The organism is Pseudoalteromonas sp. SD03, from assembly GCF_040937955.1.
GTDB lineage: Bacteria > Pseudomonadota > Gammaproteobacteria > Enterobacterales > Alteromonadaceae > Pseudoalteromonas > Pseudoalteromonas tetraodonis.
Genome location: NZ_CP162515.1, coordinates 64,028 through 82,241, shown reverse-complemented (window position 1 = coordinate 82,241; position 18,214 = coordinate 64,028). Strand labels below are relative to the sequence as shown.

The 18,214-nt window shown below is 39.6% G+C and carries 16 protein-coding genes; 5 read left to right on the top strand and 11 right to left on the bottom strand.

Annotated features, from left to right (window positions below; translation table 11 throughout):
* The first annotated feature begins 109 nt into the window (after positions 1 to 109).
* The gene (locus ABZP26_RS16810; protein ID WP_368485769.1) at positions 110 to 2,356 is read left to right on the top strand and encodes a DUF5916 domain-containing protein; all 2,247 of its coding nucleotides are present in this window, start codon (positions 110 to 112) and stop codon (positions 2,354 to 2,356) included.
* A gap of 352 nt (positions 2,357 to 2,708) precedes the next feature.
* Here the strand turns inward: ABZP26_RS16810 and ABZP26_RS16805 are convergent, their stop codons facing one another.
* From ABZP26_RS16805 to ABZP26_RS16775, 7 genes are all read right to left on the bottom strand, one after another.
* Complete coding sequence (locus ABZP26_RS16805) at positions 2,709 to 3,413, bottom strand: TorF family putative porin (protein ID WP_096039081.1); 705 nt, start codon at positions 3,411 to 3,413, stop codon at positions 2,709 to 2,711.
* Positions 3,414 to 3,421: 8 nt separating this feature from the next.
* Positions 3,422 to 4,639 carry a BCCT family transporter gene (locus ABZP26_RS16800; RefSeq protein ID WP_013463220.1) on the bottom strand — a complete coding sequence of 406 codons (1,218 nt, stop codon included), beginning with the start codon at positions 4,637 to 4,639 and terminating at the stop codon, positions 3,422 to 3,424.
* A gap of 165 nt (positions 4,640 to 4,804) precedes the next feature.
* A complete protein-coding gene (gene betA, locus ABZP26_RS16795; protein WP_368485768.1) occupies positions 4,805 to 6,472 on the bottom strand; it encodes a choline dehydrogenase in 1,668 nt (555 codons plus the stop codon).
* 9 nt (positions 6,473 to 6,481) lie between these two features.
* Positions 6,482 to 7,945, bottom strand: coding sequence for a betaine-aldehyde dehydrogenase (gene betB / locus ABZP26_RS16790; protein ID WP_368485767.1), 1,464 nt, complete (start codon positions 7,943 to 7,945; stop codon positions 6,482 to 6,484).
* A gap of 1 nt (position 7,946) precedes the next feature.
* Positions 7,947 to 8,522 (bottom strand): transcriptional regulator BetI, encoded by a 576-nt coding sequence (gene betI / locus ABZP26_RS16785; RefSeq protein ID WP_024600892.1) that lies wholly within the window; start codon positions 8,520 to 8,522, stop codon positions 7,947 to 7,949.
* 438 nt (positions 8,523 to 8,960) lie between these two features.
* On the bottom strand, positions 8,961 to 9,263 hold the full coding sequence (locus ABZP26_RS16780; protein WP_064663024.1) for a hypothetical protein: 303 nt from the start codon (positions 9,261 to 9,263) through the stop codon (positions 8,961 to 8,963).
* Positions 9,263 to 9,520 (bottom strand): DUF3081 domain-containing protein, encoded by a 258-nt coding sequence (locus tag ABZP26_RS16775; protein ID WP_013463225.1) that lies wholly within the window; start codon positions 9,518 to 9,520, stop codon positions 9,263 to 9,265. Before ABZP26_RS16775 ends, ABZP26_RS16780 begins: the two co-directional genes overlap by 1 nt.
* 146 nt (positions 9,521 to 9,666) lie before the next feature.
* On the opposite strand from ABZP26_RS16775, the gene ABZP26_RS16770 reads away from it, so the two are divergent.
* On the top strand, positions 9,667 to 10,947 hold the full coding sequence (locus ABZP26_RS16770; protein ID WP_368485766.1) for a flavohemoglobin expression-modulating QEGLA motif protein: 1,281 nt from the start codon (positions 9,667 to 9,669) through the stop codon (positions 10,945 to 10,947).
* 213 nt (positions 10,948 to 11,160) lie between these two features.
* On the opposite strand, the gene ABZP26_RS16765 is transcribed toward ABZP26_RS16770, so the two are convergent.
* The 4 genes from ABZP26_RS16765 to ABZP26_RS16750 form a co-directional block, all read right to left on the bottom strand.
* Positions 11,161 to 11,964: a DUF1338 domain-containing protein gene (locus tag ABZP26_RS16765; protein WP_064663026.1), complete on the bottom strand. Its 804-nt coding sequence runs from the start codon at positions 11,962 to 11,964 to the stop codon at positions 11,161 to 11,163.
* A 27-nt stretch (positions 11,965 to 11,991) separates the two neighbouring features.
* Positions 11,992 to 13,458 carry a succinylglutamate-semialdehyde dehydrogenase gene (astD, locus tag ABZP26_RS16760; protein WP_368485765.1) on the bottom strand — a complete coding sequence of 489 codons (1,467 nt, stop codon included), beginning with the start codon at positions 13,456 to 13,458 and terminating at the stop codon, positions 11,992 to 11,994.
* Positions 13,459 to 13,466: 8 nt separating this feature from the next.
* Positions 13,467 to 14,501, bottom strand: a complete 1,035-nt coding sequence (gene astA / locus ABZP26_RS16755; RefSeq protein ID WP_013463229.1) for an arginine N-succinyltransferase — start codon at positions 14,499 to 14,501, stop codon at positions 13,467 to 13,469.
* Between the two features lie 81 nt (positions 14,502 to 14,582).
* Positions 14,583 to 15,788: an aspartate aminotransferase family protein gene (locus tag ABZP26_RS16750; protein WP_024600888.1), complete on the bottom strand. Its 1,206-nt coding sequence runs from the start codon at positions 15,786 to 15,788 to the stop codon at positions 14,583 to 14,585.
* 191 nt (positions 15,789 to 15,979) lie between these two features.
* Between ABZP26_RS16750 and ABZP26_RS16745 the strand changes: the two genes are divergently transcribed.
* From ABZP26_RS16745 to ABZP26_RS16735, 3 genes are all read left to right on the top strand, one after another.
* Entirely contained in the window at positions 15,980 to 16,408 is a 429-nt protein-coding gene (locus tag ABZP26_RS16745; RefSeq protein WP_013463231.1) for an Lrp/AsnC family transcriptional regulator, read from the top strand.
* Positions 16,409 to 16,664: 256 nt separating this feature from the next.
* Positions 16,665 to 17,039, top strand: a complete 375-nt coding sequence (locus ABZP26_RS16740; RefSeq protein ID WP_008112502.1) for a hypothetical protein — start codon at positions 16,665 to 16,667, stop codon at positions 17,037 to 17,039.
* 149 nt (positions 17,040 to 17,188) lie between these two features.
* Positions 17,189 to 18,214, top strand: coding sequence for a GGDEF domain-containing protein (locus tag ABZP26_RS16735; RefSeq protein WP_064663028.1), 1,026 nt, complete (start codon positions 17,189 to 17,191; stop codon positions 18,212 to 18,214).

The window sequence follows — 18,214 nt, the reverse complement described above, 5'->3', positions numbered from 1 at the left end:
TAATTTTATTGCAAATAATAGCGCGCAACTATTAACAAATGTACCTGTATAATTTACACTCCTGAGCAAAGTTTACTTTTAACAAGTAAATAAACCTAAATGGATGTTTATGCAGTACTTTATACCTATAAAAATAACAACATTGCTGTTTTTTATCAGCTTCAGCCTCGGTTTAACTCTCAGCCCTAATGCACTTGCCGATAAGCTTAATTATCAACTCGCGCACATTAATAAAAATATTGATGTAGATGGCGTGCTTAACGAGCCACATTGGCAACAAGCAACACATGTTGCGGTAAACTACCAAGATGAGCCGAATGAAAAAGGCACACCGCCAGTAAAAACAGATGCATACCTTTATGACGATGGTCATAATTTATATGTGGCGTTTGTAGCTTACGACCCCGATCCGAGTAAAATTCGCGCGGCGCTTCGTGATAGAGATACCCTCTGGCAAGATGATACTGTCGGTTTGGTGATTGATACCTTTAACGATGAACGTACAGGCTATGAGTTTTATGTAAACCCACTGGGCGCTCAAGGTGACCTTCGCATGACGGATACCGATGAATGGGTGTCAGACTTATCGTGGGATGCCATTTGGGACAGTGCCGGTACCATAAACGAGCAAGGTTACGTAGTTGAAATGCGTATTCCGTTTAAAGCGCTGCGATTTGCGCAAAATAAAGATCAATCTACCTGGGGTTTTGCTGTAATGCGAAACTATCAGCGTGATGTGTTGTATCAATTATCAAGCACAGGCTTTGACCGTGATATTAAATGTAGTTTATGTCAGTTTGACAAAATAAGCGGATTTAATAATTTAGCACCAAGTAAAAACCTACAGCTAACGCCAACATTAACCGCACTGAGAAACGATCAAAAAACACAAGTACCGGGTGCGTGGGATAATGGCGATGTAGACACTGAGGTTGGGCTTGATCTTCGTTGGGGGGTTACCAAAGATGCAGTAATTAATGCCACCATAAATCCAGACTTTTCTCAGGTAGAAACCGATTCGTTAGAACTGGATGTAAACACCACTTACTCTATTTATTACGCTGAAAAGCGTCCGTTTTTCTTAGATGGCGCGTCTTATTTTAAAAGTAATTTATTTGAACTCCTTTATACACGTACCATAGCTGAGCCAAATATTGGCGCCAAGCTCACCGGTAAAACCGACAGTCACAGTTATGCGCTGATGTTTGCAGATGACGAAAACAGTAATATTTTATTGCCAAGTAACCAAGGCTCGGGCTTTGCTAACTTAAATGATAAAACCAAAGCGGCGGTGGCACGTTATCAATATGATATTGGCCAACAAGGCACTATTGGTGTTACTTCAACGCATCGCGAAAGTAGCGACTACCATAATACGGTGCTATCGGTTGATGGCAGCTATTGGTTTAATCAGTCAGATACGCTTAATTACCAAATAGCCCATGCTGATACCAACAACTCGCAGTTTTTAGTTGATAACTACAATTTAGCAGAGTCTCAGTCTGATCGGGCTTATGCATTAAAGCTGACACGCGATAAGCGCGATTATAAGCTCTACGCGACCTATGACAATATTGGTGAGGATTATCGGACCGATTTAGGTTATCAAGAAAAGGTAGACTATGAAAAAGTAGGCTTTGGTGGCGGACAAACTTGGTATGGTGATGAACATGACATGCTAACAACCTGGTCATACACCGCCGATTGGGATAAAACCTGGGCGCAGAATGGCGAGTTACTTGAAGAAGAATACGAAGGTTACATGACCTTTCAAGGTCAAAAGCAGTCTGTATTTGAGCTGGGTTTGTTAAATCGCTATGAAAATTATAACGGCAAGTTTTATAACCAAAATATTGGTTATTTTTATACGGCTTTTAGACCGTCAAAAGATCTGAGATTATCGTTATATGCCGAATATGCAAGCCGTATAGATTACACTAATGAGCAGCTAGGCGATGTTTTAACCACACAATCGCAGGCTGTTTGGGATATTAATAACCATTGGCAGGTCGATGTTAGGCATAATTATAGCCATTTAGATGATTACCAAGGGCGACGTGTTTTTACCGCAAACCTTATTGATTTTAGGCTTTATTATAAGTTTAGTATGCGCGCTATGCTTAAACTGATTTTACAGTTTGAAGATATAGACAGAAATGAAGATGCTTATTTTTATCAGGTTAGCGAAATCAACAAAGATTACGGTAGTCAGCTGGTGTACTCATACAAAATTAACGCACAAACCTTATTTTACTTAGGGTATTCAGATAAAGGTTATCAGGATGACTCGTTAAAAAGGATTGAGCGAGACCAACGTACTTTCTTTACTAAAGTCAGTTATGCGTGGCAATTATAACGCTATAAATAATATAAAAGTAAGATTTTGCTAGGCAATAAAAAAACACGCTAACCAGTAGCGTGTTTTTTTATATTTACTAGGGTCTGTTGACCTTTGTGGATTGAAATTTGTTCAAACTAGGGGGTGTTTAATCGCGGCGCGAGGTTTGTAACCTAGTGGGCTAAGTAAAAACCGAGCAACAAAGAGTAAATCGCCCCTAGGAAGAACCCTTTGGGCATCGCCTGTTTGGCATTAATGCTACGTTATCGCCTATTTATGGGGAATAACACTACATAGGCTCTGTTTTGCCTAAATACCAAACAGGCTGCTGCAAATTCAATCTTAAAAGTACAACAGACCCTGTTAACTATTACAAATCAAATGTACGTGAGATAGCAAGTACAATTCGCTCATCTGCGTAATCGTAATCTAGGCTGGTATTCTCAGCAGCCACTTCAATGCCAAACCCTTCATAGCTCGTTTGGTATGCTAAGCGGTAGTGATAATACGATTTGTCGCCCTTAGCTTCATCCCATTGGAACTTATTGCCATCGAGTGAGTTTGAAATATCAAAGCTGGCACGAATCGCATGATTTGGCGCAAGCTCGTAAGTGTGCGCAATCATAGAAATCACATGGCCAGTATCGTAGCCAAAGTAATCCCAGCTGTACCAAAAGTTAAGCTCTGTTTGGCCGTAGTCACTGGCGTAACCAAATTTAGTATACGCTTCTGCGTAGTTACCATCGCTGTTATTACCTTGGTAAGTGTAATAAGCAATACCGTAATCCAGGTTTACTTGTTCGTTTAACTGAATGTATCGGCCTACGTAAGCATCTAGTTCAAAGTCGGTGTCATCACCAAAATCAACGTTTGATGCCCATACACCGGCATAAACACCGTTATCATACGCGTAGTCAAGGCTTGCTTGCAGTGCCGGATCGTTATCTGTTTGTGATACACCATTAAAGGTGTAATCAGATGCAGCCGTAATCGTTGTTGACCAGTTAGCCGCTGCCGTTGTTGATAAAACGGTGAAAGGTAAAGCGATAAAAAGTTGTTTTAATTTATTGTTCATGTGTTTTCCTAGCTGATAGTTTCTATTTTTGTGTAATCAATTTTATTCGCTTTAGGCGATCCTTCGATATTGCTGACCGTTTTAAGTTTGCTGTAGGCAATAAAACCAAGGCAAATAAAGAATAACCCTATAACTAAAGCACCAACCCATTGAATTTGCAAAAACTCAAGCTTAAATAGCAATGTTAGTAGCGACAAAGCGACAACGTTCATGGCAATATATTTAAATTTACCAAAGCGTTTTACGGTTAGGTTTAAATTATCTGTGTATAAACGAATCAGTGAATCGAGCGAGTTAATAACAAATACGATACCTACAAACACCATAGCAAAGTTTTTGATTCCCTCGGTTGGAATACCGGCTTCATGGTAGTGATATAACACACTAAACCAGATAGCGATTGGAATCGATGGGAAAATCAGCATAGCACCAAGGACTTGATAGGTTTTTAAACCGCCCACAAAACGCGATGTAAATTGACCAATCATAATGCTCCACGCAAACCACCAAAATAAGTAAAACTCATGGTAATCATTCAGTGGTAATACAAACTCATTGATGTTGGCAAAGTAATTACCAATTAATCCGATGTTTTTAGTAAATGCAGAGAGTTCACTGTCGCCAAATAAGAAGGCATCAGCCCACATAAAGCCAATTAGGGCGATAAACAACCAAGTAGTTGCAATACTTAAAAAGCGCACATATTTAATATCGGTACTTGAATACACCGCAAAGCAAATAGCGGCAAGCACGATTAAGTAAAACGCAGGAATAACATTTGAGCCATCACCGAGTTCAGGTAAATACCACGGCAAGTTACTCAGTAATAAGTAAGCGGTAAACGCACAAGTACCAATAATGACCACATTGTTTAAAAACTTAACCCATGGAATTTCAAAAAACTTCACTTTGGGTTCTATTACACAGAAATAAAAGCACGTAAGAAAATAAAATCCCCAAATTAAAAATCCCCAATAACCAAACTCAATTGAGAGAGGATTGGCAAATGCATATTCTGGGCTTGCTTTTATGTCTGCATAACCGGCAAATTCGGTTAAAGGAAACATAATAAGGCCAACGTCTAGGCCTGAGGTAAACAGGATTGCTATAAAAGTGAATGTTCTCACTGGTGTGACGCCTACTACGCGTACATTGCCCCATTTTATTAAAATAGTAACAATGGCAAGTAAGGTGAAAATAATGCCTGCATTAAGCCAAATAGTCATTATCGCCCTCCCAGAATGAATAAAAATAACACATATATACTCCGTTTTTTATTGTGCTTGCATTAACACAGGCATAACCTATTTATGCTTGTGAGCCACTGCAAGGCGCATAAAGGCACTCCTTAAAGCATTTTGCTAAAAGAGTGGCCTTTATGGCAGGCTAAATTAAAGGGTTTTATTTCGTTGTGAAGTTTGCCAATCAGTGGCATTCACAACATCAACTCCTGTATGAGCTAAAGGCTTATTACCTAAAATAATATCAGCGGCTTTTTCGGCCACCATGATGGTAGGCGCATTTAAATTACCATTAGGTATGGTTGGAAAAATCGACGAGTCAACTACACGCAAGCTTTGCATGCCATGCACTTGGGTATTTGAGTTAACTACAGCCATTTCGTCTTCACCCATTTTACAAGAGCAAGAAGGGTGGTAAGCACTTTCCACTGCTTGGCGCACAAAGGCATCAATTTGCTCATCCGTTTGAACTTGTTGCCCTGGTTGAATTTCTTCACCACGGAAGTCGTCAAAGGCAGCTTGTTCAATAATTTCACGCGTTAAACGTACGCACGCCCTAAAGCCTTCAATGTCGTCTTGATGCTCAAGATAATTAAACACAATCTTTGGCGGCTGCGTCGGATCTGCTGAGGCAATAGTGACACTGCCACGACTTTTAGGTTTGTTATGACCTACATGCACTTGAAAACCATGCCCTGCAAAAGCACTGCGTCCATCATAACGCATCGCTGCCGGTAAAAAGTGATACTGAATATCAGGCCACTCTACCCCCGGTTTTGAGCGAATAAAGGCACACGATTCAAAGTGATTAGTTGAGCCTAAACCTTTACGGGTAAGCAGCCATTTTGCACCAATTAAACCTTTAGAAAACAAGCCTAATTTACCGTTTAAGGTAATGGGTTGTTTACACTTATATTGAAAGTAAAACTCTAAATGGTCTTGCAAGTTTTGACCAACACCTGGTAGGTGATGTTTTACTTCAACACCTGCTTTTTCAAGTATTTGTGTATCACCAATACCGGACAGTTGTAACAGGTGAGGAGAACCGATAGAGCCCGCACTTAAAATAACCTCTTTACTTGCTTTGGCTGTTTTAACTGTACCATTGAGCTTGTATTCAACGCCGGTTGCTTTTTTACCGTCTAAAATAACGCGCTGCGCAAGTGCACCGGTTACAATTGTTAGGTTACTGCGATGTTTAATCGGATCTAAATATTCACGAGAGGCTGAGCTGCGCACACCGTTTTTAACGGTCATGTGCATAGGGCCAAAGCCTTCTTGTTGAGCACTATTATAATCAGCTGTAGTGGCATAACCCGCTTGAGCACCAGCATCAATAAAGGCGCTATACAAAGGGTTTTCCATGTTATTACCGTTATTAACGCCAAGGGGGCCTTTTCCACCACGATGGCTGTTTTCACCTAGGTAAAAACTTTCTGCTTTTTTAAAATACGGTAAACAGGCTTGATAATCCCAGCCATTAGCGCCATGTTGCTGCCATTCATCAAAATCTTTCGCATGACCACGTACATACACCATGCCATTAATAGATGATGAGCCGCCAAGCACTTTACCGCGTGGGCAGTGCATTTCACGGTTATCTAAGTACTTTTCTGGCTGCGTATGAAATTGCCACGCATACTTATCGGTATTCATTGGTATCGACAGAGCAGTGGGCATTTTAATAAAGATGCTTTTATCGCTGCCGCCGGTTTCAAGTAACAATACCTTGTTACTTGAATCTTCAGACAAGCGATTTGCTAACACACAACCTGCTGAGCCCGCGCCTACAATAATATAATCAAAAGAGTGGTTCATAATGATTCCTTAAAATGGGCTTTCTATGTCAGCCATACCAACATAAACAGACTTAGTTTGCGTGTAATGATCAAGCGTTTGTATGCCGTTTTCGCGGCCGATACCTGATTGCTTATAGCCACCTACAGGCATTTCTGCCGGCGAGTTACCGTAAGCATTGATCCAACAAATCCCCGCTTGTAGCTGATGAATAACGCGATGAGCACGTTTAATATCGCTTGTGAATACGCCAGCAGCTAAACCTAAGTGAGTGCCGTTAGCACGTGCAATTACATCATCTTCGTCATCAAATACTAAAACGCTCATTACTGGGCCAAAAATTTCTTCTTTAACAATCGTCATTTCATCGTTGCAATCAACAAATACGGTTGGCGCTACAAAATAACCATTTGGCGCAGATGCTGGTGAAAGCGTTGAGCCACCGGTTAATAGCGTTGCCCCTTCTTCAAGGCCTTTGTTGATGTAGCTCAGCACTAAATCTTGATGCTTTTTAGAAATAAGCGCGCCAAAGTTAGTGTTTAAATCTTGTGGATCACCGGCAATAATATTGTTTTCGGTGCGAGTTTTAAGCTCATCAATAAACTGCTGGTACACATTTTTGTGAACATAGATACGAGTGCAATTAGTACAAATTTCACCTTGGGTATAAAAGTTCCCTAACATTACCGCGCTTACTGCTTGCTCTATATTGGCATCGTCAAAGACAAGTAACGGCGATTTACCACCTAGTTCCATAGTCACATCTTTTAATGTACCTGCTGCACTGGCGACGACTTTCTTACCGGTACCTACTTCACCAGTAAACGATACTTTTTCAATATCTTGATGTGCAGTAAGCCATTGGCCTACTTCACCCGCGCCTTGAACTACATTGAATACGCCAGCGGGTACACCTGCTTCAATAAATACCTCGGCTAATTTAATTGCGCCAAGCGGGGTTTCTTCTGAAGGTTTAAAAATAAATGCATTACCCGCAGCAAGGGCAGGGCCAGACTTCCAACATGCAATTTGTAATGGGTAGTTCCATGCACCAATACCAGCACAAATACCTAAAGGCTCTTTGCGTGTGTAGTAAAAATCATCGCCAACCATTTGTTGTTGACCAACTTGCGCAGGGGCAAGGCCTGCAAAATATTCAATTACATCTGCGCCTGTTTCAACATCTACGCAGTTAGCTTCTTGCATTGGTTTACCGGTATCGAGCACTTCAACTAGTGCAAGCTCATCATTACGCTTGCGTAAAATAGCAACGGCGTTTAATAAAATACGGCTGCGCTCAATAGGGGTCATGGCTGACCAAACTTTAAAGCCTTGTTTTGCACTTTCAATTGCTGCGTTTTGAACGTATTCATCGGCAACTTCAACGGCATAAATTACTTGGCCGGTTGCAGGATTTACTACATCAAATGTTTCGCCGCTTTTGTTTGCAAGGAATTGACCGTTGATAAAGTTTTGATAGATAGGTGTAGTCACGTTAGGCTCCATATTGCTTGATAAGTGAATGCACGTAGTTTTTAGCCAGTGATTCACTGTGTTTAAACTGATTTTCGTCTGATTGGCTTAATACGGCTCGTAGCCATAAACCATCGATCATTGCTGCGGTTAACTCTGCCGCGAGGTTTGCTTGCGCTAAAGGCATTAATTGCTTAAATGAAACGGTTAAATTGCTTTGCAAGCGTTTGCTGTTTACATTTTGTAAACGATGAAGTTCCTTGTCGTGCATTGATTGCGCCCAAAAACTTAACCACGTCCGAGTGGTGTCTTTTCGTTGTTGTACTAGCGCAAAGTTTGATTCAACAATAAACATTAACCTTTGAGTTGGCGTGGTCTTTTCATCTACTTTGCTGATCAAGTCATATTTCAAGTTAGACAGTAAGTAACGCACAGTTGCTTCAATTAGCCCCTGTTTCCCACCAAAGTAATGGCTAATTATGCCAGAAGACATCCCCGCATTTTTGCTAATACTATTAATTGTGGTTGCTTGTAACCCTTTTTGAGCAACTGACTCTATTGTTGCGTCAATTAGCTGCTGACGCCTTACAGGTTCCATTCCAACTTTAGGCATAATTTTTATTAATTGATCGTTCAATAAAGATAAGCTTAAGGTAATAGCTCTAACAATTCAAGGTTCGTGAAAATGGTGAGTGTCTGAAATGTGGATAAATAATTAATAAAATAAGTCTAAAATGAAGTTATATTAACAAGCTGAATTTTTATAAAATATCATTTAATAACAATTTGTTACGTGTGTTTTTTTGATTGCTTTTTGCGGTGTAATTATTTGTTTACACAATTGTTGAAACTTTTAGTGATTTATTTATTAGTGTGATAACTATTAGAGTACTAATTGTATTTTTTGTGGGCAGGTTACTTTAAAAAGCGGTAAGGCGAGTTTGTGGGAAGATCCAAGAAAAAAGATTTAGGAAGTGAAATATGAGATTAATTTACAGAAATGTTAACTAAGTGAAGAGATAAATAAAGACGCTGTTTAGGTTTCAACAACGCCTTTAAAGAGCAAAGGATAACGTCTTAAACGGTTGCCAATATAATCGTCAGCCATAATTTGATCGCAAATTTCATCAATATTATCGGTCGCTTCAAATACCCAATCAAAACGTTCTATTGCAAGTAAAAACCCACGCTTTAAATGCGTTTGCGCACGGTAATAAGCAAGGTTGTTTTTGATGAGTTGCAGCTTTTTAGGCTCTGCTTTTAATTGCGCAATAACTTGATTAATAAACTGCAAATTGCGCGAACTGGTTGGTCTGTTTCTTCTATTTGTTGATCGCATCACTCTTCATTAGCTATGTTGTAAAGTTTTTTCAAAAAGTCGTCTTTGTGTTTGTCGTGTTCATAATCAAGGTGATAAGTATTATGAAACCCAAAGCGAAGTAAAACACCACTGCCTTGTAAATAGACGGTGTAGCCATCTATATCAGAATATGCAGTGATCCCTTGATAAAATTTACCTTCTTCTGTGACTTCTCCGCGTTGTTGAATGCGTTCGTAAACCGCTAGAATTTGTTTATTGTCGATTTCATTTTTCATTGTTTGTCCCTTTTATTTAATCACTCATACGCTATAGAAGTGAGGGTCGATCATCATAAAAACAATAGTCTAAAAAGTATGATATTGCTTTGTTATTTTTCATTTATAAATTATGCTCAAAGTTCACTTTTTGTTGAGCTTTTACCATGATAGACAAAGCGTTACTTTTGAAAACTCGTGAATTATCCGACCAACTCATTGCATTGCAAACACCCATTAGAATACTCGATGCAATAAATTGGGATAAACAAATTAAAGAGGAATTTTTTAGACAAAAATGTCAAAAAAATCCACTTATTGATCGTGCTTATTATCAACAGCGCGATTTAGGATTTGTTCCTAGCGAGTTGCGCCAAGCATTTTCAACACTGCACCGCAATATTATTAACCAGTTGGGGCAATTAAACCCAATTGCACAATATATGGGTAAAATGTGTACCGAATATAAAACGGTTCTGAGCATGCTTGAATACCGCGGTACGCCAGAGTTTCATGACTTATCAGTGGAGCTATTTGGTCATCCTAAAGATTTGTTTCATGCTGGTGAGCCATCTCTATCAGAACTGGCTAATATGCTTGAACAGCCTTTAAAAAATTTACTTGCAGCGGATATTTTGCCTGAAGATCCTAAAAATATTGATGCCAGCGACGCGGTGCGGATTTTATCTGAACAGGTCAATGCCAGCATGCCGGGAATAAACGTAGAAGTGATGCTAAGTGATGGTATTGTCAGCGATGCGGCAGCAGGTGCTAATAATATTAAGCTCAATCAAGATGTTAAGTTTTCTCAGCGCGAATTAGATATTTTAGAAGTGCACGAGGGCTGGATCCATGTAGGCACCACTCAAAATGGCTTAGCGCAACCTTATTTAACTTGCTTGAGTAAAGGCACACCAAGCTCTACGGTGACCCAAGAGGGGCTTGCAGTACTGACGGAAATTATTACTCTTAAATCAACACCACGTCGTTTATCAAAATTAGTAAACCGTATTCAAGCGGTGACGAAAGTAATTGATGGTGCTGAGTTTATCGATATTTACCGAGATTACGTTGCTCAAGGTTTATCAAAAGACGACAGCTATACTCTTGCACAGCGCGTTTTTAGAGGCAGTACCGCAACCGGCTTACCCTTTACCAAAGATATTGCTTACATAAAAGGCTTTGTTTTAGTTTACAACTTAATTAGGGTGGCGATACAGCTTGGTCGAATTGATCAGTTGCCATTATTGCTGGTGGGTAAAATATCAATTGATGACTTTAGATTAATATCGCAATTGCATGACTTAGGTGTCATTGATAATCCGCAATTTGTGCCGCCTCATTTTAAAGATTTAAGAGGCCTTGCTACGTGGCTCAGCTTTGGTCGATTTATTGGCGATTTGTCTTTTGAACAATTAGAAAATGACTATAAGCCGTTGTTTTTATAATATTAAAGAGGAAAGCGGCTCCTTCTTTAGCAAAAAGCGTAGTTGAAATGAGCAACTGTGTTTAAGTTTACACACATAAGCCTGCATGCCTATAGGGGAGCAATTGATTATTCTCATTTTTTATTGTTTCATCGATAAATAAAATTGTTTTAAGCCGTTCATTAGGCACAAAAAAAGCCCAAAAGTGGGCTTTTTAAATTCAACACACTTTGGTTATCGTGCGTTGGTGCTTTCAAATATTTTGTCTGCAGAGGCAGCGACAAAACCGGTGTAAATTTCACCATCAGGTTTTGGATAACGAATAGCAAACTCGTAAAAACAGCTAGGAATGCGCATATCGCCATCGCTAAAGGTTACGGCGTACTCATCAGCTAATGTTGATGATTGCTCTAATAGCACCTCTGGTGAGCCTTTTACTTCGCCTCCTGAGGTATTAAGCGCAAAGCCAGCATCTTTAAGAGCTTGGTTTACATCATGGATGTTATCAAACTTAGCTAAGGTATTAATGTTCACAGTAAAGTGATTTGCACGGTAACCCCACGCAGACATCCACGCCGCATATTCGCTCTCTGCTAATAGCTTTTTGTAAGTATCAGTGCTTACTTGCCAATGTGTACCTGAATATAAAAAGTTATCGGCAGTCACCGCACTTTCGTCAATTTGTGCAACCATATCAGTAACAATTGCTTGAAGCTCAGGCGAGCATTTTTCAACTAATAACTCAGAAATAAACACTTTAGGTTGCGTTGGATCGCTGTGCTCGTAGTGCTTAGCGTAGAGTTTTTTTGCTTCAAAATGGTACTCACCACATTCTTTGTAGCCAATGGCTAAAAAGTGTGCAGCTAGTTTTTCAAGGCCTACTTTTTCAATATTAAAAGTACGCAGCGCAATATGATCGTTGATTATGTCGTCTTTTTGCGTTGAGCCTAATAGGTCATGAATTTTGTCAGCCGATGGCGTTACGCTTAGGTAGTTTTGCCACAGGTTATCAAATAATGTGTTTACATCAGTATGCATGGTAAATCCTTAAATCTGTTTAAATTGTTATTCAATTATTAAGCCCGGCGCGAGGGTTTGCGGTAAATTAACTTTTTCTGACTCTACAGAGGCCACTGGGTATGCGCAATAATCTGCAGCGTAGTATGCACTGGCTCTGTGGTTGCCACTGGCACCTATACCACCAAATGGCGCTGCGCTTGATGCGCCTGTAATAGGGCGGTTCCAGTTAACAATGCCGGCACGAATACGTTTTAAAAAGTGACTGTAATCATCTTCGCTATCAGCAAGTAAACCAGCAGATAAACCAAAGCTGGTGTTGTTTGCTTCTGTTATAGCGCTATTGAAATCAGTGTAACGATATACTTTTATAAGCGGGCCAAAGTGTTCTTCATCGGCAATTTCGCTAATGTTAGTGACATCAATAATGCCTGGGCTTACAAACCCAGTGCCTGATTTTAACTGTTTAAGCTCAACAAGAATCTCAGCACCTTTTTTAACTAGCTCAGCTTGCGCTGCCACCATGCCTAATGCGGCTTTTTCACTGATCATAGCACCCATAAAAGGTTGATCGTCCGCAAAGCTATCGTCTACTAAGATATTTTTGGTGGCGCTGATCAGCTTTTCTAAAATAGCATCGCCATTGGGCGACTTTTCAATAAATAAACGGCGTGCACAAGTACAGCGTTGGCCAGAGGTGATAAAACCCGATTGAATAATATCGTGCACAGCGGCGCTAACATCAGCAACATCTTTAACCACTAGCGGGTTATTACCGCCCATTTCAAGCGCTAAAATTTTACCTGGGTGGCCAGCAAATTGTTTATGTAATAAATGACCTGTGTTTGAGCTACCAGTAAAAAATAGGCCATCTATATCTTGATGTGAGGCCAGCGCTTTACCTGTTTCTAACTCACCTTGAACAAGGTTTATAACCCCAGCAGGTAAGCCTGCTTTTAACCATAGTTCTAAGGTAAACTGCGCTACATGAGGAGTTAATTCTGATGGTTTAAATACCACGGTATTACCGGCTAGTATGGCTGGTACAATATGGCCGTTTGGTAAATGCCCAGGGAAATTATACGGACCAAAAATAGCGACCACACCGTGAGGTTTGTGGCGAATAAAGGCTTTTGCACCAGGCATTGGGTTTTCGGTTGTACCAGTACGTTCATTATAAGCACGGATCGCAATGGCCACTTTGCCTGTCATCGCGCCCACTTCTGTGCGTGTTTCCCATAGCGGTTTACCTGTTTCACGAGCAATAATAGCGGCAAACTCTTCGCTGTGTTCTTTTAGTTGGGCTACGAAGTTTTCTAAAATAGTAATACGTTGCTCAATTGGCATGTCTGCCCATTGAACTTGCGCGGCTCTTGCCGCTTTTATGGCACTGTCAACTTGCTCTGCGTTGGCGCCCTTACCTTGCCATACAATTTCACCATTACTTGGGTTAATAGAATCAAACGCAGGGCCTTTGCCTACAAGCCATTGATTATTAATTAGTTGTGTGTTCATAAATAATGTTACAGGCGGAAAAATCGCGCTGCATCTCCTTGTTTTAAATGAAGTGCATCAGCTACTTCTTGGCTGATGATTAAGGTGTGCTTTGCCTGATTGTAATGAGCATGTTTGGTGAATGTGGCTCTGAAATCACTAACCCCTTGATTACAAATAGCAAGGGTGTCTGAGCTTTGCTCATTGATATGTTCAAGCTCGCCAATAGTAATAGGGCACACCTGTGAATCACGAATACTGCGAATATTACCAAGTTTTGCTTCTACAGTTGGGCCTGCGTCAAATAAATCAACGTATCCGCGGTGTTCAAAACCTTCTTTTTCTAGCAGTTTTAGTGCTGGTTTGGTTTTATCATGCACATGGCCAATAACCGCTTGTGCTTTTTTGCTCAGCAAATTCACATAGATAGGGTATTTAGGCATGAGTTCGCTAATAAACACTTTATCGCCTAACCCCACTAAATGGTCGGCTTGTGGGAATTCAATGCTAAAAAAGTGTTCCTGCAACCATTGCCAAAATGGCGAGTGACCGTCTTCATCGCTAACACCACGCATTTCAGCAATTACTGTGTCGGCAAAGCGCTCGCTGTGTTGCGCCATAAATAAAAAACGTGAACGTGATAAAAAACGTCCCGTCAGGCCTTTTCTACTGTCTTCACGTAAAAATAAAGTACATATTTCTGAGCAGCCAGTGTAGTCATTACACATACTCAAAATATCTACGGTATTGTAAACGTTTAAAGTGGGTGAATGGTGAACGGTTTTACCTAGATGATAATGATACAAAGGTACAGATAACCCGACGGCCGCTTCTATGGCGGTAGTGCCAATTACCTTGCCGGTTTCACTGTCTTCTAAAACAAATAGATAGCTTTCGTCGATGGGCTTATCTACGTTTTTAGTAAAACTGTTTTGCGCACGATCAATTTTTTCTTGTAGTTGCCCATCATCGACAGGTAAAGAGGTAAAGCCATGGCCAGACTCAATAGCAATCTCTTTAAGTGCTGCAAAATCATTGACAGTAATAGGACGTAATACTTGCATTAACTACTTGCTCCAACAACATATAAAATCCTGAGGTAAACGTGTGTTTGCCTCAGGACTTAGTTATGTTTTACTTAGTTATTAACCGTTTACTACATCGCTAACTGCTTTTTCAAAGCGAGCTAAGCCTTCTTTAATGTCCTCAAATGGGATCACTAATGAAGGTGTAAAACGAATAACGTTCATACCGGCTACTAGGTTCATTAAGCCGTTATTTGCACTTGCTACTAAAAAGTCACGAGCACGGCCTTCAAATTTCTCATTTAATACCGCACCGATTAGTAAGCCTTTACCACGGACTTCGCTAAATACATGGTATTTTTCATTAATTGCATTTAAGCCATCACGGAACATTTGTTCACGCTCTTTTACGCCATCTAATACAGCAGGCGTATTAACGGTATCAAATGCCGCTTCTGCAACAGCACAAGCCAACGGGTTACCACCATATGTAGAACCATGCGTGCCTACTTTTAGGTGTGCTGCAATTTCCGTGGTGGTGATCATAGCGCCAATTGGAAAACCGCCACCTAAGGCTTTAGCCGTCGTTAAGATATCAGGAATAACATCTAAGCCTTCGTATGCGTATAAGTGACCTGTACGGCCAACGCCGGTTTGCACTTCATCAAAAATAAGTAGTGCGTTGTGTTTAGTACACAGTTCACGTACTTTTTGTGCAAATTCATTAGTTGGTGGCACAATGCCGCCTTCACCTTGTAATGGCTCCATCATTACCGCACAGGTATCATCACCAATTAAGGCTTCAAAAGCGGCAATATCATTGTAGTCACAATGAACAATATCAGCAGGTTTTGGACCAAAACCGTCAGAATAAGCAGCTTGGCCACCCACTGTTACAGTGAAAAATGTACGACCATGAAAACCTTTATTGAAAGCAATAATTTTAGTTTTTTCAGCACCAAATTTATCCAGTGCAAAGCGACGTGCTAATTTTAATGCTGCTTCGTTTGCTTCAGCCCCTGAGTTTGCAAAGTAAACTTTTTCAGCAAACGTGGCATCAACCATTTTTTTAGCTAGACGAAGAGCTGGCTCATTGGTCATTACATTTGATAAGTGCCAAATTTTTTCGCCTTGCTCTTTAAGTGCACCGACTAATGCAGGATGGCAATGCCCTAAACAATTAACTGCAATACCACCGGCAAAATCGATAAATTCGTTATTGTTCTGATCCCACACACGTGAGCCTTCACCGCGAACAGGAACAACAGCTGAAGGGTTGTAATTAGGGACCATTACGTCGTTAAATAAATCTCTGGTTACTTGCATTTTTACACCTAAATTATTCACATAAAAAAATACGTTGCTGAAAAAATAACGATAAGGTCAGGATGATTCAGCAATACAATGTGTTTTACTTATTAAAAATGTCATTATCAAAGGTTATGAATGAAATTTGCAGTGCTATTTTGTGAAAAATGATTAGAATAATAGTCAAATTAACGAATTTAATTAGCATTATGATAACTCCCCAAGATGAAAAACTACTCTCAGTATTAAAAACGAACGCCCGTGCTAGCATTTCTGATCTTGCAAGGCATTTGAGTTTATCTCGTTCAACGGTGCAAAGCCGAATGCTAAAATTAGAGCAAAGTGGGATCATTAAGGGTTATAGCGTTGACTTTGGAGATGACTTTTTAAATAGCTTGGTCTCTGCGCATGTTTCAATAAAAGTAAAACAGAAGCTAACAACAAAAACTAATATTGAATTAAAGCAAATTGATGCGATTTCTCAGTTGTATGCAATTAGTGGAGAGTTTGATTTAATTGCTATTGTAGAAGCACAGAACCTTGAGCAGTTAAGCCACTTACTTGATGATATTGGTAACTTAGATGGGGTAGAGCGTACCCGTTCATCGGTTATTTTAGAGACTAAATTTAAGCGTTAATTCGATTTATTTAGTACATTAAGTGAGCATTAATTATTTGCATTTAAGCTAACTTGATTGTAGTCTACTTGATATTAGGAACAAGGAATGTTTTTAACCAAATCAATAGGCTTATTGCCCTGCATTTGTTGCAATCCTCCAGTACTTAAAAAATCTCATCAATACAGTTATTAATCTTATTAGCATTGGCTAATAAGGTGTGAGTGAAATAGGACGTTTTTGGCACCACTGCGCAAAGACTTTATAAGGAAATGTTATGAAATACACAACAATGGCTGCTGTGGCATTATTAATAGGTGGCTCATATTTAAGTGCAAAAGCGACTTTATTTGACCCTGCACAGAGCATAACGGTTGAAACTTACAGCGATATATTCTTCAAATTAGAATCCTCTCCTGTCAGCATTAATGAAATTATTACCGGGGCGAGTCAATTTGCCGATAGCTTGTGTGATGAAAGCATCTACCAAGAAGTAATTGGCGAATCGGTAAACTCATGTAAGCAAAAATTCAAACAATCTCAAGCACAATGTGCTGAGTTTATAATAAAAAATAACGAGCCTATGTACACTGATAAAGTGGCAATAACACAGCTCTCTGAGAAGTTTATTAATTGCATGACCAATAGCTAAAATAGCGCTTACAGTTCTTAATTTATTAAAAATGCGGCTCCTAAACTGGATGAGCATTGATGCTTTAATTTTTATTTAGCATATTCCACTGCGTGGTCTATGCTAAATTTTATTAATGCTCAAACGCCCAGTTTGCTTTAGGGAGTACAATGCAAGAAAATTTACTGAATTCAGTCATCAAAATAACAAAAAATAGAGATGTAGATTCTCTTGAATATAGTTTGATATCGACCATCCAAGAATTTATAGGCTGTAAAGAAGTCTCAGTTTATAAAGATATAGAAGTTCAAGGCCAACTGACTATTGAGCAAAGTCTTTGCTTAAAAGTGACGGGTGAAAAGCAATTCGAGTGGGTACAACGACAAATTGTTGCACAGCCTGAGGATGAACTTCTATCGTGTTTACGTTCTGCCTGTATTATTACTGTTCAGTCTGCCGATGGAATTGAACGCCGTTGGCTCCCCATTACCCGCCAAGAAAAAACAGTTGCTGCCATTTCTGTGGTTTCAAAAAGTTTAGATAGTTCGGCTCAAGTGATGCTAAATGCTTTTTGCCGCATATTTGAAAACTATTTAGTGATACTCCATGAAAACGAAAGAGACAAATTAACGGGGCTGTTAAATAGACAGACATTTGAGAAAAAAATAAAACAGCTAATTGAAAAACAAGTATTAAAAATGCACGGCTCATCCCGAGATAAGGATAAAAGGCAACAAAAGCAGGCATCAACATCTTGGCTGGCTATTTTAGATATTGATCATTTTAAAAATATAAATGATCAATACGGTCATATCTGTGGAGATGAAGTGTTACTGGTATTAGCGCAAAAAATGCGTCACTTTTTTCGCTCAACAGATTTAATTTTTCGTTTTGGTGGGGAAGAATTCGTGATTGTTTTTGAGCCCACAGATGCTGACTCAATCAGTAATAAAATGGCTGAATTTATACAGCTCATTAGAAATACATCGTTTCCTTTTGTTGAAAATATGACGATCAGTGCTGGTTTAGCGCGTATTAGTCCTTATGATTTTCCAATTGCAGTGCTAGAAAGCGCAGATAAAGCGCTTTATTATGCAAAAAATAATGGCCGAGATAAATTTTGTATCTATGAAGATTTACTTGCCGAGAACTTAATAAGTGTACAAGTTAATTCCTCAGAAATAGATTTATTTTAA